The organism is Actinoplanes lutulentus, assembly GCF_003259845.1.
Lineage (GTDB): Bacteria > Actinomycetota > Actinomycetes > Mycobacteriales > Micromonosporaceae > Actinoplanes > Actinoplanes lutulentus.
Genome location: NZ_QLMJ01000005.1, coordinates 337,123 through 359,642 on the forward strand (window position 1 = coordinate 337,123; position 22,520 = coordinate 359,642).

A 22,520-nucleotide genomic window follows, 5' to 3' on the forward strand; every position below is an offset into this window, starting at 1 on the left:
CCCCCCAGGGCCAGCGGACGACGGTGAAGCAACGCCCGGCCGACCTTGCCCCCAAGGTCGGAAAATGGGCGCCCACGCAGTGACTTTCCGCTGATCCTGCCCCCAGGATCAGCGGGTTTCACTGCAAGAAATCGGCGAACGGTGACAGCAGCAGCTTGCCGAGACCGGTCGCGGTGTCGTCGAGACGACGGCGTTGCTTGTCCAGCGCGATCATGTCGTGCCGGATCGCCCAGATCTTCTGCGAGTTACGCCAGGCGACGTTGCGGGTGTACTCCACCATCTCGCCCTGCCACCAGTCGTCCAGCTCGCCGTTCATCGTGTCGATGAGCAGCTGCCAGCGGTCGAGGTAACCCCGGCGCAGACCCGGGATCTCTTCGTTGAAGATGTCGTTGACCTGCAGGTAGTCGTGGTGCTGGTCGCTACCGTCGATCGGGTCGGTGCCGAGGTGATCGAACGTGGTGACCAGCGCGAACGGCAGGTCGAAGTTGATGTGCGCGTTGACGCCGGCGACGGCCGACGGCAGTGGACGGGCGTCCGGGCCGGGGATGCGGCCGAACAGTCCGGCCCACACGCCCGGGCAGGCCGGGCTTCCATCGGTCCAGTACCGCAGCGCGTCGAAGTACCGCGCGGCGAACTCGACGTCCAGCCGGGACAGGAATCCCGGGTCCTTGAACTTGCCGTCGTACAGACGCTCCAGCACGTTCTCGGTGATCGTCAGGTACAGCTGGTTGAAGTCGGCGAGCGGGTTGCTGTTCAGCAGCGGCGGCACTCGGCACAGGACTTCTTGCAGCTTCGTCAGCTGATCGACGACGCCGGGCACGTCGTCGGGGTGCCGCTTGAGCAGGTCGGACATCTCCTGCTGGACGGGGCCCCAAATGGCTTGGGTCATTTTCGGATCCTCCACGGGTAATGCAGAACTGCGGAGGGCCCCCAGCACCACCCGGCGGTTATGCCGCCGGGTGGTGCTCCCCCGTGACGCCCACCCTTCCACCGGGGCCGAGCCGGCGGATCGGTAGAACGACGTATTCTGCGTACGTATGTCACGCGCAGATAACGATCGAACTTTTTTCAACCTGGCCCGGCCCGCCGAGCTGGCGCCGAGCAACGCAGGCCGCCAGGTTGAAAAAGGTTCGTCGCCTGTTCAGGCAGCTGTTAAATAGACGCGACTCGCCTGAACCCGGGTACGTACCTGCAACTTGTCGAAGATATGTCCTAGGTGGACACCGACGGTACGTTCGCTGATGAAAAGACGCTCGCCGATTTCACGATTGGTGAGACCCTCGGCCACCGCGGCCAGGACCTCGCGCTCCCGGCCGGTCAGCAGCGCCAGCTCGTCGACCGGCTGGTCGGGCAGGGACATCGGCACGGTCGGCATGTCGTCGGCCAGCACCACGCGGAACCGGTGCGCGATCCCGACGATCTCGGCGGCGAACGGGCGGGCGCCCATCGCTGTGGCTGTCGCGTACGCCTGGCGCAGTCCGGTGACCGCGGCCGCGCGACGGACCTTGCGTTGCAGGGAGGCCTCCGCGTGCCGCAGGCGCGCGTAAGCGGCGGGGTACGGCTGCTGTCGCCGATCCCAGATCGCGGCTGCTCGCGCCCACGGCTCCGGGTCGTGGCGGCCCTCGATCCGGCTCAGCTCGGCGGCGCAGAGATCCAGATAGGCGTCGATGATCGCGCGGGCCGCCGGACCGGCGTTGCCGGCGCCCGAGGCCATCCGGTCGCGGACCATCAGCAGCCGGCGGATCGCGCCCTGGTCGACCGGTTTGCCGGCCGCGTGCGCCTCGGCCTCGGCGCGCAGGCCGTGCCAGGCCAGGACGCCGAGCAGCACCAGGTCGTCGGACCGGGTCTCGGTCAGCCCGCGCTGCACCGCGGCCCGGGCGTCCGCGTGCTCGCCGAGCCACATCGCCAGGCCGGCCCGCAGCGTCAGCATCGGCAGCACGTGCCGGGCGCCGCCGCCGGCCAGCAGGGTCGCGGCCGAGTCCAGGTCGCGGGCGGCGTCTTCCAGGTCGCCGTAACCGACCAGCAGCCGGCAGCGCGCGAGCAGCAGCTCGACCGCCTCGGCGCCGGACGGGCGGTGCCGCATGGCGGCTTCCAGGACGGCGTCCGCCTCGGTCCATTGCCCGATCCGGAAAAGTCCGTTCGCCGCGATCGCCAGCAGACGGCTCTGGTGAGCACGGCCGCCACCGAGCGTGGACAGCCGCTCGGCACCGCGGCGGGCCACCAGGATGCCCTCTTCGATGCTGTTCAGCGGGCCGGTCAGCAGCTCCGCGAGGTGCAGGTACGCCACGCCCAGGTCGTCCGGGTGGCCGGAGCGTTCGGCGATCTCGACGGCGTGCCGGATGACCGCGAGGCCGGCGTCCGGATCCTCCCGGAATGCAGCGCTGAAACCGAGAGCCGCACTGGCCCGGACCAGGTCGGCCGTGGTGCCCTGGACGGCAGCGAGTTCGAGAGCCTCGCGGGCGCGCTCGTGGGCGTCCGCGTACCGCGCCAGCTGGACCAGCAGCTCGGCCAGAAACGCGGCGGCCGAGGCGCGCAGCTGCGGGGTGCAGTCGGCGGACTCCAGGGCCAGTTCGTACTCGGTTTCGGCGGTCGCGGTGCGGCCCGCGGCGGCCAGGTAACGGGCCCGGCGCAGGTGCAGGTCGCCCTGACCGGGCGCGTCCTTGCGGCCGGCCAGCTCCTCCAGCCGGGAGAGCGCGAGCAGGTGCTCGCCGCACTGGTGGGCCGACTCCGCGGCGTTGCCGAGCAGCGGCGTGCGGTCCGCGTCATCCTCGCTCACCAGCTGCAGCGCGATGCTCCAGTACCGATGCGCCTCCGCGAAGCCGTACATCGCCTCCGCGGAACGCGCGGCGGCCACCACCGGCGGCAGAGCCCGCGAGGGTACGCCCGCACGCTGCCAGTGGTGAGCCAGACGGGCGTGGTCCGGCTCGCCGGGTTCGGACTCCAGCGACTCGGCATAACGCCGGTGCAGCGCGGCGGACTCGGCGGGCAGCACCTCCTGCTCCAGCACCTCGGCGACCAGGCGGTGCCGCAGCCGGTAACCGTCGCCGTCGCTGGACACGAAGCGGTGCGCCACGGCGACCCGGATCGCCTCGAGCAGCTGGTCCTCGGGCAGTTTCACGACCCGGGCCAGCACCGCGTGGTCGACCGGCTCCACACCGGCCGCCATCGCGTGCACGACCTGGTGCGCGTTCGGCGGGAGTTCGTCCACCCTGGTCAGGAAGATCTCGCGGAGCGTGTCGGAGAGCTCGACCTGGCCGTCGCGCAGGTCACGAGCGAGTTCCTCGGCGACGAACGGGTTGCCGCCACTGCGCTTGTAGACCCGGTCGGCGTCCTCGATGGCGACGTTGCCGCCGACGATCGCGGTCACCAGCTCACGGGTCTGGTCCTGGTTGAGCGGGGCCAGGTCGACGACGCGTACCGAACGCAGGCGGCGCAGCTCGGCCAGGACCCGGCGCAGCGGGTGGGTGCCGTGCAGGGCCTCGGCCCGGATCGCGGCGAGGACCGAGATGCGTACGTCACCGAGGCCGGCCAATAGGTAGAGCAACAACTGCCGGGTGCTGCGGTCCGCCCACTGCAGATCGTCGAGCACGAGCAGCAGCGGTTTGTCGCCGGCGATCGCGCGCAGGTCGTGCGACACCCGGTCGAGCAGGGCGCCCGCGTCGTCCGCGCCGGCGGCAGCGGTGCTGGTGGCGGTCGTGTTCGTGGCGCCGCCGTGCCGGCGCAGGGCCTGCAGCACCGGGTGCAGGGGCGAGGCGTCGCCGATGTCCAAACAGGTGCCGGACAGCACAGCGAAGCCCGTCTCGCGCAAGGCGTCGGCGGTCTCGCGCAGCAGCCGGCTCTTGCCGACACCGCTCTCCCCGGTCACGAAGACCGCTGCTGTTCCACCGGAACCGACGTTGCGCAGGTCGGACTGGATGTCGGCCAGCGTGTCGGTGCGTCCGACAAGCGGCCCGTCGTCCCCCTGGCTGGCCATGCCCGGCAGCCTAATGCGAAACGGCGTATCACGTTGTCGTCGGTTCGGCCTGTTCTGCGTCACAAAAATGACGAGTGACGATGCTGTCAGAGATACGTCGTTCTGCGGATCCGCGTCTTCACCAGGGCTGGCACCGTACTCCCGGTCAACGCAGTGAGCTGGGGGAGCGTGAGACGCATGACCACCATCACCATGGCCGGCCAGGAGCGGCGCCAGACCGTCACCGTGCTGTTCATCGACATCGTGGGCTTCACCACGCTGGTCGACAGGCTGGACTGTGCGGACGTCCGTGCGCTGCAACGCGACTACTTCTCCACGGTGTCCGCAGTGGTCCGTGAGTGCGGCGGCATCGTCGAGAAGTACGTCGGAGACGCGGTGATGGCGGTGTTCGGCGCCGGGGACGACGGCTTCGGGCCGGACGCCGCCGCCTGCGCCGTACGAGCGGGCCTGTCGGTCCAGGAGTCGTTGAGGGGGCGTCTCCTGGCCGGCAGGTTCCCGGTGCGTACCCGGGTGGGCCTGGCGACCGGCGAAGTGATCGTCGATCCGCTGGCCGCCTTCGACGGCGGTTACGCCATGGTCAGCGGGAGCGTGGTGAGCACGGCGGCGCGGCTTCAGGCGTACGCGCCGCACGACACCGTCGTGGTGTGCGCCGCGACACGTGAGGTGACCGACGCGTCGATCGCTTATCAGGAGCTGCCGCCGGTGCTGGTGCCCGGTAAGTCGTACCCTCTCGATCTCTTCCGCGCGCTGCAGCCGCAGGCTGCTCCGCTCGCCGTGGCTTTTTAAGACGGTTTTTGGGTTTTTTGTACCGATTTAGGCCACGGTGTGGTTGAGACCTGGCTCGCCTGGGGCAGAAGTGTCACAGGCGCCGGGTAGGCTCGCGCCGTCTTGACCACCCATGGGCCGATCGGGAGTACTGCCTCGTGACCGCACAGCCAGACACCTTGTACGGGGCTGACGACCTCACGCACCTGGAAGGGCTGGACGCTGTCCGGAAACGCCCAGGTATGTACATCGGCTCCACGGACAGCCGCGGCATCAACCACCTCGCCAACGAGATCATCGACAACTCGACCGACGAGGGCGTCGCCGGCCACGCCACCAAGGTCGCGGTGACCCTGCACTCCGACGGCTCGCTCCAGGTCGACGACGACGGCCGCGGCATCCCCACCGATGTGCACGCCAAGTCCGGCCTCAGCGGCGTCGAGCTGGTGCTCACCCGGCTGCACGCCGGCGGCAAGTTCGGCGGCTCCGGCTACAAGACCTCCGGTGGTCTGCACGGCGTCGGCGCCTCCGCGGTCAACGCGCTGGCGCTGCGCTTCGACGTCACCGTCAAGCGGGACGGCAAGGTCCACGAGATCTCGTTCCAGCGCGGTGTGCCCGGCGTCTTCGACGGCCCCGGCCCGGAGGCGGCGTTCACCCGCCAGCCCGGCCTGCGGGTCGCCCGCCGGATGAAACGCGGCGAGCCGACCGGCACGTCGACCCGCTATTGGTACGACGCGCGGTACTTCGAGACCGGCGCCCGCCTCGACGTCGACTCGGTCCGCGCCAAGCTGCGCAACACCGCGTTCCTGGTCCCCGGCGTGCAATACACGATCTTCGACGCGACCGCCGAGGAACCGGCCACCGAGACGTTCCACTACCCCAACGGCCTCACCGACATGGTCGAGTTCCTCACGCCGTCCAACGAGAAACCGGTCTCCGGCATCCTCATGGTCGACGGCGAGGGGACCTACAAGGAGAACGCCGCGGACGCCAACGGCGTCATGCAGTCGAACGTCGTCCGCCAGGCGCAGATCGAGGTCGCGTTCCGCTGGGGGACGGGTTACGAGCGCAACGTCGAGACGTTCACCAACACGATCCGCAACCTGCACGGCGGCACCCACCGCAAGGGTTTCGAGCGCGCCCTGGTCCGGTCCCTGACCGAGGCCATCCGCAACACGCGTGGCCTGCTCAAGCCCAAGGAGGAGCCGCCGGTCCTGGACGACCTGCTGGAGGGCATGACCGCGGTCATCCACGTGCGGGTGCCGGAGCCGCAGTTCACCTCGCAGACCAAGGACGAGCTCTCCACGGCCGGCATCACCCGGGTGATGCAGAGCCTGGTCGAGGCGTACGTCAAGGAGTGGATCGAGAACCGGAAGACGAAGGCCGAAGCGCGTACCGTCCTGCAGAAAGTGGTGGACGCGGCCCGCGTCCGCCTCACCCAGAAACAGCAGAAGGACGCCGCGCGCCGCAAGACCGCCCTGGAGGGCGCGTCGATGCCGGCCAAACTGGTCGACTGCCGGGCCATCGGCATCGATCGCTCCGAGCTGTTCATCGTGGAGGGTGACTCGGCTCTCGGCACCGCCCGGATGGCGCGTTCCTCGGAATATCAAGCGCTGCTGCCGATCCGCGGCAAGATCCTCAACGTGCAGAAAGCCAGCCTCCAGCAGGTCCTGGACAACGTGGAGTGCTCGGCGATCGTCCAGGTGCTCGGCGCCGGCTCGGGCCGCACCTTCGACATCGGCGCGATGCGCTACGGCCGCGTCATGATCATGGCGGACGCGGATGTCGACGGCTCGCACATCCGGACCCTGCTGATCACGCTCTTCGCGAAGTACATGCGGCCGGTCATCGAGCACGGCCGGCTCTTCGCCGCGATGCCGCCGCTGCACAAGGTGGTCACCAAGGGTCGCAACGGCGAGACGCTCTACACGTACACCCAGCAGGAAATGGAGAGCACGGTCTCCAAGATCGAGCGCGCCGGCCGGCAGGTGCAGAAACCGGTGCCCCGGTTCAAGGGCCTCGGTGAGATGGACGCCGACGAGCTCTGGGACACCACGATGAACCCGGCGGCCCGCACCGTCCGGCGGATCACCATCGAGGACGCCGAGCGCGCCGAGGCCACCCTCGAACTGCTCATGGGTGAGCGTGTCGAACCCCGCAAGAACTGGTTGATCGAGGCCGCCGGCCGGATCGACCAGGAGACGATCGACGCCTGAGAGGTTTTTGATGGCACGCCGCAAGTCCGAGAACCGCGTCGACCTGTCCGCTTTCGATCAGGCAGGCGCCCGGGTCATCGACAACCCACTGACCACCGAGGTCGAGGACTCCTACCTGGAGTACGCGTACTCGGTCATCCACTCACGAGCGCTGCCCGACGCCCGGGACGGCCTCAAACCGGTGCACCGGCGGATCCTCTGGTCGATGTCCGAGCAGAACCACCGGCCCGACCGGCCGTACGTGAAGTCCGCCCGGGTGGTCGGCGACGTCATGGGTAAGTACCACCCGCACGGTGACGTCGCGATCTACGACGCCCTGGTCCGCCTCGCCCAGGACTTCTCGCTCAACACGCCGCTCATCGACGGCCACGGCAACTTCGGCTCGCCCGACGACGGCCCGGCCGCCGCTCGGTACACCGAGGCGCGGATGTCGCCCGAGGCGATGCTGCTGGTCGGCGAGCTCGGCGAGGGCACCGTCGACTTCCGGCCCACCTACGACGGCTCCGAGCAGGAGCCCAAGGTGCTGCCGGCGGCCTTCCCGAACCTGCTGGTCAACGGCACGTCCGGGATCGCGGTCGGGATGGCGACCAACATGATCCCGCACAACCTCGGCGAGGTCGTGGCTGCCGCCCGGCACCTGATCACCAACCCGGACGCCGACCTCGACGAGCTGATGCGCTTCGTGCCCGGCCCCGACCTGCCCACCGGCGGTCAGCTGCTCGGGCTCGACGAGGTGCGGCGGGCGTACGAGACCGGCCGTGGCGTGGTCCGCATGCGTGCCCGCGCCCAGACCGGCCTGCTTGAGGGCGGCCGCGGCCGTCAGGCGATCACGGTGACCGAGCTGCCCTACGGCGTCGGCACCGAGAAGATCATCGAAGCCATCACCGACGAGGTGAAAGGCAAGCTGATCACCTCGGGCCCGCGGCGCGGCCAGCGTCAGGCGGCCCGCCTGGTCGGCATCTCCGACGTGAAGGACCTGACCGACCGCGAGCACGGCACCCGGCTCGTGATCGAGTGCAAGATCGGCGTCAACCCGCAGGCGCTGCTCGCCGACCTCTACCGGCTGACCCCGCTGGAGACCTCGTTCGGCATCAACAACCTGGTGCTGGTGGACGGTCAGCCGCGGACGCTCGGCCTCAAGGCGCTGCTGGAGGTGTTCGTCCAGCACCGCTACGAGGTGGTGACGCGGCGGACGTTGTTCCGGCGTACCAAGCGTGAGGATCGTCTGCACCTCGTCGACGGCCTGCTCATCGCCCTGATCGACATCGACCGGGTGGTCGCGTTGATCCGGTCCAGCGACGACGCGACGGCCGCCAAGGCCGGCCTGATGAGCGAGTTCGGGCTCTCCGAGATCCAGGCGACGTACATCCTGGACACCCCGCTGCGCCGGCTCACCCGGTTCGACCGGATCGAGCTGGAGACCGAGCAGGAACGCCTGCGCGGCGAGATCGCCGAGCTGACCCTGATCCTGGACAACGAGGACGTGCTCAAGCAGCTGGTCTCCGACGAGCTCGCCGCGGTCGCCTCCGAGTTCGGCCGGCCCCGGCACACCACGCTGATCGACGGCGACCTGAAAGAGGTCCTCGCCGCCTCGGTCCCGGCCGGCCCGCTCGAGGTCGCCGACGACCCCTGCCAGGTGATCCTCTCCGCGACCGGGCTGATCGCCCGGACCGCCGCGGAAAGTGAGGAGAGCACCGAGGCGCGCAAGCGCAGCGGCCGGGTCAAGCACGACGCGGTACGCGCGGTCATCCACTCCACCGCCCGCGGCCGGATCCTGCTGGTCACCAACCGGGGCCGCGCTTTCAAGACCGACGTGCTGACCCTGCCGGTCCTCCCCGAGCAGTCCGGCACCGTCTCGATCCGCGGCGGCATGTCCGCCTCCGAGCTGGTGCCGCTGGACAAGGGCGAGCGCGTCGTCGGCATGGCCCCACTCACCCCCGGCGACTCGCCAGGCCTCGCCATGGGTACGAAACTCGGCATCGTGAAGGTGTGCGCACCGGAGTGGCCGGTCCGCTCCGACGAGTTCGAGGTCATCACGCTGAAAGAGGGCGACGAGCTCCTCCAGGCGACCTGGCTCACCGACGGTGCCGAGGCACTGGTCTTCGTCACCTCCGACGCGTCACTGCTCCGATTCCCGGCCAAGCTGGTCCGTCCGCAGGGCCTCAAGGGCGGCGGCATGGCCGGCATCAGCCTCGGGGCCGAGTCCGAGGTGCTGTCCTTCAACGCGGTGTCCACGTCGGACCCCCAGCACGGCGAACCGATGGTCGTCACCTCGACCGGCACCCAGGTGAAGGTCTCCCCCTTCGCGTCCTACCCCGCCAAGGGCCGGGCGACCGGCGGCGTGCGGGTGCAGCGGTTCCTCAAGGGCGAGACGCAGCTGACGGTGGCGTGGGTCGGCCCGCGCCCGGTCGGAGCGTCAGCCACAGGCGACCCGGTGGAACTGCCCGAGCCGGACGCCCGCCGAGACGGCTCAGGGGCGGCAGTAATCATGGGCCCCCAGCTGATCGGCCACCTGATCGAACGCGACTGAGCATCACCCCCTTCGCTGGCCGCCGGGCGTTTTCACCCGGCGGCCCCAGCACTGCCTTTCTTGCTCTTCCGCCTCATCGCGGCCCGTAACGCGCACCGGTCATCACCAAGCCAGTAGCCGCTGGGGTCCGGTTATGGCCGCCCGCGCGCTGGCACACGGCTGAGGCTCAGCTTGATCGGCTTGAGGCAGGAGCGGCGAGCGCCCGTTCAGGTTCGCTGACCGCGGTCTTGGGGCGGTGAGCGCCTGTTCGCGTGCGCTGACCGCCGTCCTGGGGGCGGTGAACCGGAACGCGGGCACACGCAATCGACCGGCAGCGATGATGAGGCCTCACCGATCGCGTGTGTGAGCTCCTGTCGTGGCCCTGGCGTAGTCGAAGACGCACCGTTCCAATGCGTGCGACCCCATCCCCGCGAATCGCGCCCATCCGTGCGGATCCGTCCCCGCCCGCTCGCGCCGGACCGGACACGATCGGCAACCGACTTGTGCCCGGAGCTCTCTCAGCGGGCTTCTGTCAGCGCCCGGATCGTGGACACCTCGGACGGCGTCAACCGGCCCCGGGCCTCCGCCGCCACGCACTCCGCCAATTCGGCACGGTTCTTGACGCCCAGCACCACACTCGAAACCCCCGGCACGCTCAGCGCATACCGATGCGCCAGCACCGCCGCCGGCTCGCCCCACTCGGCCGCGAGCTTGCGGAACCCCGCCGCCCGGGCGAAGTCCACAGCAGCCGGATGATCAGCCGGCACCGCGCGATCCAGCGAACCAGCGAGTGAACCCGCCGCCACCACCCGAATGCCCAGCACCGGCACACCCTGCGAACCAGCCGCCGCGACCAGCGCCGGACCATCAGGCGTTACATCCGGATAAATCCACATGTCGCCGTTCAGATCGAGCGCGTTCACGATCACCTGAGCGGCATCCGGCCGCGGCGACGACGTCAGCGCCTCCACCGTCGACGCCGGATGCCCGACCGCCGTGATCCCCCACCCCCGGATCAGGCCCTCAGCGCGCAACCGCTCGAACGCCGGCACCACAGCATCCTGATACGACGAGAAGTGGATCGTCCCAGCAGCCGTAGCCGACCCGTCCAGCGGCAGCAACTGCGTGTGCAGCAGCAGGAGATCAACGTGCGACCGGCCCAGCCGCGAAAGGCTGCCGGACAGACTGCGCCGGATCAGCCCGTCGAAATCCCCACCCGGCGGCACATCGTGGACCTGCACCTTCGTGGTGACCAGAACATCAGGCGCCGGCCGGGCCCGCAGCGCCGCACCCACCACCCGCTCCGCCTCGAAATCGTCGCCATAACTGGGCGCCACGTCCAGCATGGTGATCCCCGCGTCGACAGCGGCGTGCACGGTCGCCACCGCCTCGTCGCGGTCGGTGCTTCCCCAGACGCCGCCGAGCCCGCCACCGCCGAGGGTGAGAGCGCTGATCTGCCCAAGCCTGCCGAAATCTCTGCGTTCCATAATCCCGACGCTAGAACCTGGAGCGCACTCCAGGGCAACCCCGAAAACCGCGAGAGAGCGGAGCCGCGGCCATCTGCCGCGCCTTCCGCTCTCCGGTGGGTTCAAGCCCCAGCGTGGGTACGCCTATTCGCTGGGCGCCGGAACATCGCAGGTGATCTTAGGGTTGACGCCCATCCAGTTGAGCGGCCCGGCAAGCGTGGTGACGATGACCGTGCCCGCCTCCGCACAGCTCGCGTCGCCGGAATCCTTGAAGTAGCCACGTTCGAATGCCGCAACGACACCGAGAACGAGCCAGATGACAACTATGACCGCACCGATACGCATCGGGGACCTCCTCAGCCGGGGATGCGCGGCTGATACCCCGCAGCGTCAGTTCCCCAAACGCCGCGCCTGCAACGTGTATGAATGCGGCAACCGTTCCGGCTTCTCGATCAGCTGGTTCTCGCCGCCGCCGATCTGGTGCATCCGGCCGGGGAGCGCGTCCCACGGGACCGATTGATGCTCCTCAAGCCCGGTCACGGTCAGGCCGGCGTCGAGGACCGCGGTGACGATCTCGCCGAGCCCGTGGTTCCACTCGTGGGTCGTGGTGTGCTGGAACTCGCTCTCGGTCGACACGTACGTGCCGGCCTCGTCGTAGATCTGCGGCTCGGCCTGCTCGAAGTACGGCTCGGAGATGGCGAGCACCCCGTCGGTACGGTAATAGTCGAGCGACCAGAGCACCGGGTGACCTTCCCGGATGAACAGCCGTCCGCCCGGGGCGAGCAGCGACGCCACGGTCCGCGCCCAGCGCCGGATGTCGGGCAGCCAGCCGAGCGCGCCGATCCCGGTGTAGACCAGGTCGAACTCGCCGTCGAGCACGTCCCGGGCGGCGTAGACGTCGCTCTGCACATACGGAATCGAGGCCTTGGCCCGCTCGGCGATGGTCCGGGCCTGCTCCAGCGAGGCGCCGGAGAAGTCGAGGCCGGTCATGGTGGCGCCGAGCCGCGACAGCGAGACCGTGTCGGTGCCGATGTGGCACTGCAGGTGCACGCCGCGCAGCCCGGCGATGTCACCGAGGCGGGGCCTGTCGAATCGGACGACCTCACTGAGGTACGCGGGATCGCTCGCGAAGTCCTCGACGTGGTAGTCGGGGGAGGCGGCATGTGCGGGTGCGCGCTCGTCCCAGTTCGCGCGGTTGACGTCGAGATACTCGGTCATGCGCCGGAGCGTACGCGGTCACGGAACCACAGTGCGCTCCTTTTCGGCGTCCGCACCTGGGTCTCGTAGTCGACGTGCACCAGGCCGAACCGTTTCGCGTACCCCTCGGCCCATTCGAAGTTGTCCATGAGTGACCAGGCGAAGTAACCGCGCACGTCCGCGCCGGCGGCGCGGGCGGCGAAGACCGCGTCGACGTGGGCCGCGATGTACGCGGTCCGTTCGTGATCAGCGATGAACCCGGTCGCGTCGGGGACGTCGTCGTAGACGGCGCCGTTCTCGGTGACGGCGAGCGGGATGCCGTAGTCGTCGTGCAGGCGCCGCAGCAGCGTGGTGAACCGGTCCGGGGTGATCGGCCAGTTCAACGCGGTCCGGGGTACGTCGGGGTAGATCTCCCGGACCACGGGCAGGCCGGCCGCGTCGGCCGTGTTGCCGTCGAGGTCGTACCCGGAGAAGTCCTGTCCGAAGTAGAAGTTGACGCCGAGGATGTCGATCGGCGCCGAGATGATCTTCAGGTCGCCGTCCAGGATCGGCAGGGCGAAGCCGCGCGCGTCCAGATGGGCGAGCACGTCGTCGGGGTAACTGCCGCGGGCGATCGGGTCGAGGAAGATCCGGGTGCCCATCCCGTCGGCGAGCCGGGCGGCCGCGACGTCCAGCGGATCGTCGGAGGCCGGGGTAGCGGTGCCGATGTTGAGAGCCGGCCCGACGATGTTCCCGTCGCGGCGGAGGGAAGAGGCCACCAGGCCGTGTCCCAGCAACAGGTGGTGCGTCGCGTCCAGGGCCGCCCCGAAATCCTTGCGGCCCGGGGCGTGCACCCCGTGCTCGTAGCCGAGATAGGCCACACACCACGGCTCGTTGACGGTTCCCCAGTTGCGCACGCGATCCTGGAGGCGATCAACAACGAACGACGAATACTCGGCGAACCGATAGGCCGTGTCCCGGTTCGGCCAGCCGCCGGCGTCCTCCAGCTCCTGCGGCAGGTCCCAGTGGTACAGCGTCAGCCACGGGTCGATCCCGGCGGCGAGCAGCTCGTCGACGAGGCGGTCGTAGAAGTCCAGCCCGGCCGGGTTCGCCGGACCGCGGCCGCCGGGCTGCACCCGCGTCCAGGAGACCGAGAAACGGTACGCGTCGACGCCCAGGCTCTTGATCAGCTGAACGTCGTCGGTCATCCGGTGGTAGTGGTCGCACGCCACCTCACCGGTCTCACCGACCACGTCCCGGGCGAAGGTGTCCCAGATGGACGCGGTGCGCCCGTCCTTGAACGCGGCGCCCTCGATCTGGTAGGCCGAGGTGGCCACTCCCCACGTGAATGTCACGAAGTATCCCCTAAAAAGAAGACCAAAAAGACAAAGTGAAGGCCGGTCCCGACGGCATGGGACCGGCCTTCTGTCAGAGGCCGACGGGCTGTGCCGTCGGATGCAACCAACATGCGACCGAGCGCGTGGAACCGTCCGGGGTGTCCGGGCGGCCGAGCACCGGGATGTTCGAGGCACACGGATCGAACGCCTTCGGGCAGCGCGGGTGGAACGAGCAGCCGGTCGGCATGCCCTTGAGGTCCGGCGGCGAACCCGGGATGCCGGTGAGCTCGCGGCGCGGGCCGCGCAGCGCCGGGAACGAGCCGAGCAGACCCGCCGAGTACGGGTGCAGCGAGTCCCGGTAGATCGCCGACGCCGGCGCCTCCTCGACGATCCGGCCGCCGTACATGATCGCGATCTTGTTGGAGAACTCGACGAGCAGCGACAGGTCGTGGGTGATGAAGATGACCGAGAAGCCGAGCCGTTCGCGCAGCTCGATGAGCTGACGGAGGATCTGCCGCTGCATCACCACGTCGAGCGCGGTGGTCGGCTCGTCCATGATCACGACCTGCGGCTGCAGGATCAGGGCCATGCCGATCATCACGCGCTGCCGCATGCCGCCGGAGAGCTGGTGCGGGTACGCGTCCATCCGGTCCGCCGCGATCCCGACGAGCTTGAGCATCTCCCGGGCCCGGGCGTTGCGGCTGTGCTCGCTCATCGTCGGCTCGTGGGCCCGCAGCACGTCGGTGAGCTGAGTGGAGATCTTGTGAACCGGGTTCAGCGAGTTCATCGCGCCCTGGAACACGATCGCCGTCTCGTTCCACCGGAACTCGCGCAGTTCACGGTCCGAGAGCCCGAGCACGTCGTACGCCGGGCCGTCGGCGGGGTGGTAGATCACCTGGCCGCCGGTGATCACACCGGGCGGCGGGAGGAGGCGGGTCAATCCGTACGCGAGGGTGGACTTGCCGGACCCGCTCTCGCCGGCCAGGCCGAGCACCTCGCCGCGGTGCAGCGTGAGGTTGACGTCGCGGACCGCGCGGACCGCCTGGTCGCCCAGGCCGTACCCGACGTTGAGATTGCGGATCTCGAGAACCGGTTCGCTCATGGCGCGACCTCTTTCATGACCGGCGTCACCGAAGCGTGGGTCAGTGGCTCGGGCGAGTTGCTCAGGACCGGGGTGAAGCCGATGCGCATCCGGACCGTCTTGCCGGACGCGGTCTTCAGCTTGGTCTTGCCCATGCTGCGCAGGCGCGGGCTGACGAACTCGTCGATGCCGAAGTTGATCAGGGACAGCGCGGTGCCGAGGAGCGCGATGGCGAGACCGGCCGGCACGAACCACCACCAGGCGTTCTGGGCGAGCGCCTGCTGGCCCTGCGCCCAGAACAGGATGGTTCCCCAGTTCCAGGTGGTGGCCGAGGTGACGCCGATGAACGCCAGGGTGATCTCGGAGAGCACCGCGAAGATGACCGTGCCGACGAAGCCGGAGGCGATCACCGCGGTCAGGTTCGGCAGCAGCTCGAAGACGATGACCCGCCAGGTCCGCTCACCGGTCGCCCGGGCCGCCTCGACGAAGTCGCGCCGGCGCAGTGAGAGGGTCTGCGCCCGCAGCACCCGGGCGTTCCACGACCAGGAGGTGAGGCCGATGACGAGGGCGATCAGCCAGTCCTCGGCGCTCTCCAGGGTGGACGTGATGATGATGATCAGCGGCAGGGCGGGGATCACCAGGAAGACGTTGGAGAGCGCGGAGAGACCCTCGTCGGTCTTGCCGCCGACGTAACCGGCGGTCACGCCGATCAGCACCGACAGGATGGTCGCCACGATGCCGGCGAAGAAGCCGACGAAGATGACGCTGCGGGTGCCGACGAGCAGCTGGCTGAACACGTCCTGGCCGAGGTGGGTGGTGCCCATCCAGTGGTCGGCCGACGGCGGCTGGACCAGCTGGTTGCCGCGGGCGCCCGGATCGTACGGCGCCACCCACGGCCCGATGACCGCGATGAGCAGGTAGACGCCGAGGATGATCAGCCCGACCGCGGCCTTCTTGTTCGAGACGAACCGGAAGCGCTGCCTCCTGGCCTTCTTCGCCGTCGCCGGCTGCGCCATCGAACCCTGGCCGGGAATGACCTGCTCGATGCTGGAGGTGGGGATCGTCAAAGCTCAGCCCTCCTTGCGGGTGCGCGGGTCGAGGAGCAGGTACGCGATGTCCGCCAGCAGGTTCGCGACCAGCACCGAGATCGTGATGATCAGGAAGACGCCCTGCATGAGCGGGTAGTCGGAGGCTCCCAGAGCCTGGAAGAGCTGGAACCCGACGCCCGGGTACGAGAAGACGATCTCCACGAGCAGCGTGCCGCCGACGATGAACCCGAGCGACAGGGCGAACCCGGACACGTTCGGCAGCAGCGCGTTGCGTGCCGCGTAACTCATCGCCACCCGGCGGTCGGTGAGGCCCTTCGCGTGCGCCACGGTGATGTAGTCCTCCGAGGCGACGGTGACCATCATGTTGCGCATGCTGAGGATCCAGCCACTGACCGAGGAGATCAGGATGGTCAGCGCCGGCAGCAGGCTGTGCTGAATGGCGCTCGGGATGAAGTACTGGTCCCAGGCCGGCACCAGGCCACTGTCGAAGCCGCCGGACGACGGGAAGAAGCTGTCCGGCCCGGTGAGCAGGTAGATCGCGATGATGCCGAGCCAGAAATACGGCACCGACGACAGGAACGTGGTGACCGGCAGCAGGCCGTCGGCCCACGAGCCGCGCCGCCAGCCGGCCAGGATGCCGAGGCTGGTGCCGAGGAAGAAGCTGATCACCGTGGTGATGCCGACCAGCAGCAGCGTCCATGGCAGGCTGCTGGCGAGGATCTCGGAGACCGGCGTCGGGAAGAACGTGAACGACAGGCCCAGGTCGCCGCGGAGCAGCTGCCCCCAGTAATCGACGTACTCCTGCCAGATGTTCGCGTCCTTGTCGAGTCCGAAAAGGACGTACAGCGAGTCGATCGCCTGGCTGCTCAGCTGACCCTGGTACTTGGTGATCAGGGCCTGCACCGGGTCACCGGGGATCATCCGGGGGATGAAGAAGTTCAGCGTGATCGCGGCCCACGCGGTGAAGAGATAGAAGGCCAGACGCTGCAGGAAATACTTCACGACGCCACCTCGGCCTTGTCGTACAGCCAGCAGGCTGCCCAGTGTCCCGGCACGTCACCGATCTCCAGGGGGACCGGCAGGTCGGTCGAGCAGCGCGGCATCGCGACCGGGCAACGCGGGTGGAACCGGCATCCGGTGGGCGGATGGATCAGGCTGGGCGGCTCGCCGTTGCCGCGCTCCTCGCCTGCGGCTTCGGAGGCTCCGGCGAGACGATCCGGGTCGGGCGCGCTTTCGATCAAGAGCCTGGTGTACGGATGAGCAGGCGACTGTGTGACCGTTTCTGAATCGCCGCCCTCGACCATCCGGCCGGCGTACATGACCATGGTCTGGTCGGCGAAGTAGCGGGCCGAGGCGATGTCGTGGGTGATGTACAGGATGGCCAGGTTCAGCCGCTCCTTGAGATCACGCAGCAGGTTGAGCACGCCGAGCCGGATCGAGACGTCCAGCATCGACACCGGCTCGTCGGCGAGCAGCGCCTCGGGCTGGGCGCCCAGGGCCCGGGCGATCGCCACCCGCTGCCGCTGACCACCGGAGAGCTCGTGCGGGAACTTGTCCAGGTACCGCTCCGGCGGCGTCAGCGAGACCCGCTCCAGGAGCTCGTGCAGCGCGGTCTCGAGATCGTCACCGGCGTTGCCGTGGATCTGCAGAGACCGTTCCAGGTGGTACCGGATGGTGTGCACCGGGTTCAGCGAGGCGAACGGGTCCTGGAAGATCATCTGAACCCGGGCGCAGTACTGGCGGAACGCCGAGCCCGACTTGACCTTCGTCGACACGCCGTGCAGCCGGATGTCGCCGCCGGTACGCGGATAGAGCTGAGCGAGCAGCCGGGCCACTGTGGACTTGCCCGAGCCGGACTCGCCGACCAGGGCAACCACCTGACCGCGGCGGAGCGTGAGGTTCACATCGTCGACGGCGTGAACCGCATCGTGCCGGTTGGAGAAGAGGTCGCGCAGTTGCCGGCGGACGGGGAAGTGCTTGGTCAGGCCGATCGCCTCGAGCACCACCTCGTCGGCCGGCGCCTTGGCCTCCGGGATCGACGTCATTCCGGGTGTCCTTTGAACATGAGGAGCGGGCGCCCCGGCGAACCGGGGCGCCCGTCAGGCGATCAGGATTTGGCGGGCTGCAGACGCAGGACCACCTGCAGTGCGGCGGCCTGAGTGGGCTGCGCGGGCGCGTACGAGTCCGCGTCCGAGGGCCAGCCGACCCAGTTCTTGGTGCTGTACGCGGCGCCGACGTTGTCCGAGCCGACCGGCAGCATCGGAGCCTGCTCCACGAAGATCTTCTGGATCGTGGCGAGCGCGGTCTTGCGGGCCGCGTCGTCGGTGGCGTTCGAGTACGCCTTCAGCGCGGCGGTCGCCTCCGGGCTCTGGAACCGGCCGAAGTTGCCCTGCTGAGCGGCGGTGCCGATCGGCTTGTAGAGGTCGCCGTCGAGCACGGTCTGGTAGATGTCGAACGGCGTCGAGCCTCCGTTGGTCCAGCGCATGCTGGCCTCGAAGTCGCCCTTCTGGATGTTCGCGTCCCAGACGTTCTGGTTCGGCTTCTCCACCGTCGCGGCGATGCCGATCTCGGCGAGGTTGCTCTTGATGATCTCCAGCGTGGTCTGGTAGTCCGACCACGGCGCCGGGTCACTGAGCTTGATGGTGACGGCCTTGCCGGACTTGTCCTTCAGCGTCGTGCCCTCCAGCTTGTAGCCGGACTGGGCGAGCAGCGCCTTGGCGCCCTCGACGTCGACCGAGAAGGTCTTGCCCTTGTACTCGTCGGCGATGTACGCGTCGCCGGCGCCCTCGGGCAGACCGGTGACGCTCTTGATCTCCGGGTGGAAGTAGCCGGCCTCGGCCTGAACGAAGATGTCGTTCCGGTTGATGACCATGTTCATGGCGCGGCGCAGGGCCGGGTCGTCGAACGGCTTCTTCGTGGTGTTGATGTAGAGACCGTGGATGCCGAGCACGCCGGGCGCCCAGACCTTGTAGTTCGCCGGGTCCTTTGCCACGAACGTCTGCTCGTAGTTCGGGATGAAGACGAAGCTCCACTCGGCCTGACCGGTCGCCAGGGCCGTGGACTGCGCGTTGTTGTCCGCGTAGGAGGTGTAACGCAGCTCCTTGACCTTGGGCGCGTCACCCCAGTAACCGCTCTCTCGGGCGGTAAGGATCGTCGCCTGCTGGGAGAACGACTTCAAAACGTACGGGCCACTGCCGACCGGCTCCTTGATGGTGTCGGTGGCCGGGTCGGCGATCTTCTCCCAGATGTGCTTCGGCACGATCGGGATCTGGCCGATCACCTTGTGCTGGGTGGTGAACTGGGAGGTCTTGAACGTGACCTTGACGTTGCTGCCGGTCACCGTGATCGCGTCGAACGGGATCGCGAAGATGTTCAGCGCCTCGTTGCTCTTGACCAGGTTCAGCGTGAACGCGACGTCCTCGGCGGTCAGCTTCTGGCCGTCCGACCAGGTCGCGCCGTCGCGGATCACCAGGTCGACGGTCTTGAAGTCCGGCGACCACTTGATCTCGCTGGCCAGCCACGGGGTCAGCGGGTCGGCCGGCTTGGTGTTGTTCCACTGGCCGAGCGGCTCGTAGATCATCCAGCGGTAACCGAGCGCCGCGCCCGCGGAGGTGCCGACGAACGGGTTGTTGTTCTCGGTCACCGTGCCGTTGGGCATACCGATCGAGAGGAAGTCGACCTGGTCACCGTTGCCGGCGTTCTTGGCGTTGTCGTTCGGTGATTCACCGCACGCGGCCAGCCCGCCCGTGGCGAGGACACCCGCCAGGGCGACCGCGAACAGTTTCCTTCTCTGCATCGCAAAACTCCTCAGGATTCAATGCCGGGTGAGAGGGGTGAGAGGGGTGCCCTAAGGCGTGCGGCATCGCTCGACCGGCATCAGCCGGTCGATGGGTGCCGCGGTGTCCCGGCCGTCATAGCGGCCGGTGGATATGGGTGACGCCGGTTACGAAGCGGGGGCTGTCGAGTTACGGACGGTGAAGGTGGCCGGGATTATCGTCGGCCGGTTCGGGAGCGGAACTCCCTCGAAGTGGGCCAGCAGCGTGCGTGCCGCCGCCTCGCCCATCTCCCGCAGAGGCTGGTGAACCGTGCTGAGCGACGGCTTCGCGTGCGCCGCCATCGGGATGTCGTCGAAGCCGACCACCGCGACGTCCTCGGGAACGCTGCGGCCGCTGTCCTGGATGGCCTGCATCGCGCCGAACGCGGAAAGGTCGTTGTGGCAGAAGACCGCGTCGAACTCGATCCCGGCCTTGATCGCGAGGTTGACGTTGTCCACCCCGGACCCGAACTTGAAGTCGCCGAGCATGACCCGGTCCTCCGAGATCGGGAATCCGGCGCCGGCGTACGCCGAGACGAAGCCGTCGGTGCGCTGCTGGGTGCAGCCGAAGCGGGACGGCCCGGTGATCACGAGCGGCTTGTGGCGCCCGATCCCGAGCAGGTGGTGTGCGGCGTCGGCGGCGCCGGTGTGGTTCGTGGTGCCGATCGTCGCGATCGTGCCGCCGGAGAGCTGGTCGCGGTCGTCGATGAGAACCATCGGCAGACCCCGGGAGTGCAGGGTGGCGATGTAGTCGAGGGTGCCTTCCGGCTCGATCACCAGCAGGCCGTCGAAGGATTTCGCGGCGACCTGAGCGCCGAACTGCCGCATCGAGTCGTCACCGCGGTTGCACGTGAAGAGCAGCAGGCCGTAGTTCTCCGCCTCCAGCACGTCGACCGCGCCCTGCAGCACCTCGCCCATCCAGGGCCAGGTGAGCGAGGGCACCAGCATGCCGACCACCCGGGTGCGGCCGCGGGCCAGGTTGACCGCCCGCGCGCTGGGCACGTAGCCGAGCTCGTCGATCACCGCGCGCACCCGTGCGGCGGTAGTCTCGTCGAGCTCGCCCTTGCCGTTCAGCACCCGGGACACCGTGGTCTTACTGACCTTGGCCCGGGCCGCCACGTCGGCGATCGTGATCGGCACTGCTCCTCCGAGGATGTATCCAGGTGGTTGCCCGTAGGTTTCGGAACCGGTTTCGGTACCGGTTCCGGCAGTCAACCTCAGTGAGGGCCGTCACGTCAATGTGCCGAGGGATCTATTTAGATTTCGAGACGGTAACTGTGTTTACAAATCGGCGGTTATCGGTTTCCGAGGCAAGATTCGGAAGCACGATGCCGAGCGGGGCATCGATGACCATGTTCGCGTAAGGCTCGCCGCGAGTCACTCCGCGGTTCACGATCGCGACCCGGACGCCCTCCCGGACCGCGCGCAGGACGAACCGCCGGCCGGACATCACGGTCAGCGAAGAACCGAGAACCAGCAGCGTACGGGCGTTTTCCACAAGGTCGAACGCGGTCGCGACCCGGTCCGGCGGCACGGTCTCGCCGAAGTACACGACGTCGGGTTTGAGCACGCCGCCGCAGGACCGGCAGTCCACCACCGTGAACCCGGTCAGCTCCGCGTCGTCCATCTCCACGTCGCCGTCCGGGTTGATCCCGGTCGCGACTGCCGAGAAGTCCGGGTTCGCGTGATCCATCCGGTCGGTGAGCTCGGTCCGGGAGGTCAGTTCCCGGCAGTCCAGGCAGACGATCCGGGCCAGGTTGCCGTGCAGCTCGACCACGTCCTGCGCGCCGGCGGCCTGGTGCAGGCCGTCCACGTTCTGCGTGATCAGGCCGGAGAGCAGGCCGGACGACTGCCAGCGGGCCACCGCCCGGTGCCCGTCGTTGGGCCGCGCGTCGCCGATCGTGCGCCACCCCAGGTGGCTGCGCGCCCAGTACCGCCGGCGGGCCAGGGCGTCCGAGGTGAAGGTCTGGTACGTCATCGGGGAGCCGCGCCGGGCCGAGCCGGACGGACCCCGGTAATCCGGGATTCCGGAGTCGGTCGAGAGGCCCGCCCCGCTGAGAACCGCGACGCCGCCCTCGGCGATCCACGCGTCCAGAAGCGCCACCTGCTCCACCACTGACAAGTCCATGGCACCTATGGTCCCTCGTCCGCGTGACCACCCGTGCCATCCGTACGGGTGGCCGTGACCTCAACAGGCGGTGCGCGTTCACCTGCGCTTTAGTAGGTTGAGTGGTGTGATCGTGACGCAAGAGCAGGAAGGACGTCCCTGGGACGCCCGTCGCCTGTCGCGTTTCCTCACAGGCCCGCGTCGCCCCCGAGGCGCCGGCCGCGCAGGCGACCCGCCCGGTGGCCCTTACGTGGGGGTGTTCGATGGATTCCGCATTGCAAAGCTTTCTCAGCGCCGTGCCGCAAGCCGCCGCTATCTGGGTGACGATCCTTCTTCTGCTGGCCATCGCCGTGGTCGGTGCCAAGCTGCCCCGCGCCAAGGCGTTCGTGCAGCCCGAGCCCGACGAGAACCCCTACGCCGCTGAGGTGGAGAGCGCCGCCGCCGAGGCCGCCGAGGCAGCGGTCCGCCGCCGCACCGAGTGGTCGGCCGCGCAGGAGGCGGTCGAGGCCACCTGGGCGGCGTACGAGGAGGCGGAGCTGCAGACCCGGCGGATCGCCGCGGCCACCGCGTTCCCGCTGATGAGCCGCCGCCGCAAGCCGGGGGACAACATCGACCGGCAGCGCTACCTGCACCGGGCCGCCACCGAGCTGTGCCGGACCCAGGACCTGTCGATCGCCCAGCTCAACGACGTCTTCGCGCACCGGGGCTGGAACCCGCGCCTGCACCCGGTCCAGCAGGAGGCCGTGCTGCACGGCGCGGTCCGTGCGCACCGGCTCGAGGCGTACCGCAAGGCGGTGGCGCGGGAGCAGGCGGCCTGGCGCGGCGCCGAGGCGGCCGCGGAGACGCTGCGTGACCTGCGTGCCGAGGCGGCCTCCGCCCGGCTGCGCGGCCCCGCCTCCGAGTCCGCCGACCAGCAGTGGTGGTCCGAGCAGTGGACCGGGGCGGAACTCCCGGCGGCCGCCTGATGTCCATCCTGGACCCCCGTACCGTTCCCTGACGCTCGTACAGACGGCCCGGGTAACGTGAC

The 22,520-nt window shown here is 68.9% G+C and carries 17 protein-coding genes; 4 read left to right on the forward strand and 13 right to left on the reverse strand.

What is annotated here, in order from left to right:
• Positions 1-118: 118 nt before the first annotated feature.
• Positions 119-889: a DUF5995 family protein gene (locus tag B0I29_RS14320; protein ID WP_111649430.1), complete on the reverse strand. Its 771-nt coding sequence runs from the start codon at positions 887-889 to the stop codon at positions 119-121.
• A 252-nt stretch (positions 890-1,141) separates the two neighbouring features.
• A complete protein-coding gene (locus B0I29_RS14325; protein ID WP_111649431.1) occupies positions 1,142-3,973 on the reverse strand; it encodes an ATP-binding protein in 2,832 nt (943 codons plus the stop codon).
• A gap of 177 nt (positions 3,974-4,150) precedes the next feature.
• Between B0I29_RS14325 and B0I29_RS14330 the strand changes: the two genes are divergently transcribed.
• The 3 genes from B0I29_RS14330 (at position 4,151) to B0I29_RS14340 (ending at position 9,484) form a co-directional block, all read left to right on the forward strand.
• The gene (locus B0I29_RS14330) at positions 4,151-4,759 is read left to right on the forward strand and encodes an adenylate/guanylate cyclase domain-containing protein (RefSeq protein ID WP_111649432.1); all 609 of its coding nucleotides are present in this window, start codon (positions 4,151-4,153) and stop codon (positions 4,757-4,759) included.
• A gap of 137 nt (positions 4,760-4,896) precedes the next feature.
• Positions 4,897-6,954, forward strand: a complete 2,058-nt coding sequence (locus tag B0I29_RS14335) for a DNA gyrase/topoisomerase IV subunit B (protein WP_111649433.1) — start codon at positions 4,897-4,899, stop codon at positions 6,952-6,954.
• 10 nt (positions 6,955-6,964) lie between these two features.
• Positions 6,965-9,484 carry a DNA gyrase/topoisomerase IV subunit A gene (locus tag B0I29_RS14340; protein WP_111649434.1) on the forward strand — a complete coding sequence of 840 codons (2,520 nt, stop codon included), beginning with the start codon at positions 6,965-6,967 and terminating at the stop codon, positions 9,482-9,484.
• 497 nt (positions 9,485-9,981) lie between these two features.
• Here B0I29_RS14340 and B0I29_RS14345 read toward each other — a convergent pair whose 3' ends face one another.
• The 11 genes from B0I29_RS14345 to B0I29_RS14395 form a co-directional block, all read right to left on the reverse strand.
• Positions 9,982-10,950, reverse strand: coding sequence for an aldo/keto reductase (locus B0I29_RS14345; RefSeq protein WP_111649435.1), 969 nt, complete (start codon positions 10,948-10,950; stop codon positions 9,982-9,984).
• A gap of 123 nt (positions 10,951-11,073) precedes the next feature.
• Complete coding sequence (locus B0I29_RS14350) at positions 11,074-11,274, reverse strand: hypothetical protein (protein ID WP_111649436.1); 201 nt, start codon at positions 11,272-11,274, stop codon at positions 11,074-11,076.
• 45 nt (positions 11,275-11,319) lie between these two features.
• The gene (locus B0I29_RS14355) at positions 11,320-12,147 is read right to left on the reverse strand and encodes a class I SAM-dependent methyltransferase (protein ID WP_111649437.1); all 828 of its coding nucleotides are present in this window, start codon (positions 12,145-12,147) and stop codon (positions 11,320-11,322) included.
• Entirely contained in the window at positions 12,144-13,460 is a 1,317-nt protein-coding gene (locus tag B0I29_RS14360; RefSeq protein WP_111649438.1) for a GH1 family beta-glucosidase, read from the reverse strand. Before B0I29_RS14360 ends, B0I29_RS14355 begins: the two co-directional genes overlap by 4 nt.
• 73 nt (positions 13,461-13,533) lie before the next feature.
• Positions 13,534-14,544 carry an ABC transporter ATP-binding protein gene (locus B0I29_RS14365; protein ID WP_111649439.1) on the reverse strand — a complete coding sequence of 337 codons (1,011 nt, stop codon included), beginning with the start codon at positions 14,542-14,544 and terminating at the stop codon, positions 13,534-13,536.
• Positions 14,541-15,590: an ABC transporter permease gene (locus B0I29_RS14370; protein ID WP_111649440.1), complete on the reverse strand. Its 1,050-nt coding sequence runs from the start codon at positions 15,588-15,590 to the stop codon at positions 14,541-14,543. The genes B0I29_RS14365 and B0I29_RS14370 overlap by 4 nt, the downstream gene beginning before the upstream one ends.
• 3 nt (positions 15,591-15,593) lie before the next feature.
• The gene (locus B0I29_RS14375) at positions 15,594-16,574 is read right to left on the reverse strand and encodes an ABC transporter permease (protein WP_111649441.1); all 981 of its coding nucleotides are present in this window, start codon (positions 16,572-16,574) and stop codon (positions 15,594-15,596) included.
• Positions 16,571-17,617, reverse strand: a complete 1,047-nt coding sequence (locus tag B0I29_RS14380; protein ID WP_111649442.1) for an ABC transporter ATP-binding protein — start codon at positions 17,615-17,617, stop codon at positions 16,571-16,573. The genes B0I29_RS14375 and B0I29_RS14380 overlap by 4 nt, the downstream gene beginning before the upstream one ends.
• A 62-nt stretch (positions 17,618-17,679) precedes the next feature.
• The gene (locus B0I29_RS14385; protein WP_111649443.1) at positions 17,680-19,368 is read right to left on the reverse strand and encodes an ABC transporter substrate-binding protein; all 1,689 of its coding nucleotides are present in this window, start codon (positions 19,366-19,368) and stop codon (positions 17,680-17,682) included.
• A 147-nt stretch (positions 19,369-19,515) separates the two neighbouring features.
• Entirely contained in the window at positions 19,516-20,526 is a 1,011-nt protein-coding gene (locus B0I29_RS14390; protein WP_111649444.1) for a LacI family DNA-binding transcriptional regulator, read from the reverse strand.
• 112 nt (positions 20,527-20,638) lie between these two features.
• Positions 20,639-21,514 carry an NAD-dependent protein deacetylase gene (locus B0I29_RS14395; RefSeq protein ID WP_111649445.1) on the reverse strand — a complete coding sequence of 292 codons (876 nt, stop codon included), beginning with the start codon at positions 21,512-21,514 and terminating at the stop codon, positions 20,639-20,641.
• 254 nt (positions 21,515-21,768) lie between these two features.
• Between B0I29_RS14395 and B0I29_RS14400 the strand changes: the two genes are divergently transcribed.
• Positions 21,769-22,458 carry a hypothetical protein gene (locus B0I29_RS14400; RefSeq protein WP_245972521.1) on the forward strand — a complete coding sequence of 230 codons (690 nt, stop codon included), beginning with the start codon at positions 21,769-21,771 and terminating at the stop codon, positions 22,456-22,458.
• The last annotated feature ends 62 nt before the right edge of the window (positions 22,459-22,520 follow it).

Coding starts and splice junctions, on each gene's coding strand:
- B0I29_RS14345 (WP_111649435.1), bottom strand. CDS start 10,950: ATGGAACGCAGAGATTTCGGCAGGCTTGGGCAGATCAGCGCTCTCACC.
- B0I29_RS14380 (WP_111649442.1), bottom strand. CDS start 17,617: ATGACGTCGATCCCGGAGGCCAAGGCGCCGGCCGACGAGGTGGTGCTC.
- B0I29_RS14350 (WP_111649436.1), bottom strand. CDS start 11,274: ATGCGTATCGGTGCGGTCATAGTTGTCATCTGGCTCGTTCTCGGTGTC.
- B0I29_RS14385 (WP_111649443.1), bottom strand. CDS start 19,368: ATGCAGAGAAGGAAACTGTTCGCGGTCGCCCTGGCGGGTGTCCTCGCC.
- B0I29_RS14330 (WP_111649432.1), top strand. CDS start 4,151: ATGACCACCATCACCATGGCCGGCCAGGAGCGGCGCCAGACCGTCACC.
- B0I29_RS14395 (WP_111649445.1), bottom strand. CDS start 21,514: ATGGACTTGTCAGTGGTGGAGCAGGTGGCGCTTCTGGACGCGTGGATC.
- B0I29_RS14340 (WP_111649434.1), top strand. CDS start 6,965: ATGGCACGCCGCAAGTCCGAGAACCGCGTCGACCTGTCCGCTTTCGAT.
- B0I29_RS14325 (WP_111649431.1), bottom strand. CDS start 3,973: ATGGCCAGCCAGGGGGACGACGGGCCGCTTGTCGGACGCACCGACACG.
- B0I29_RS14320 (WP_111649430.1), bottom strand. CDS start 889: ATGACCCAAGCCATTTGGGGCCCCGTCCAGCAGGAGATGTCCGACCTG.
- B0I29_RS14365 (WP_111649439.1), bottom strand. CDS start 14,544: ATGAGCGAACCGGTTCTCGAGATCCGCAATCTCAACGTCGGGTACGGC.
- B0I29_RS14355 (WP_111649437.1), bottom strand. CDS start 12,147: ATGACCGAGTATCTCGACGTCAACCGCGCGAACTGGGACGAGCGCGCA.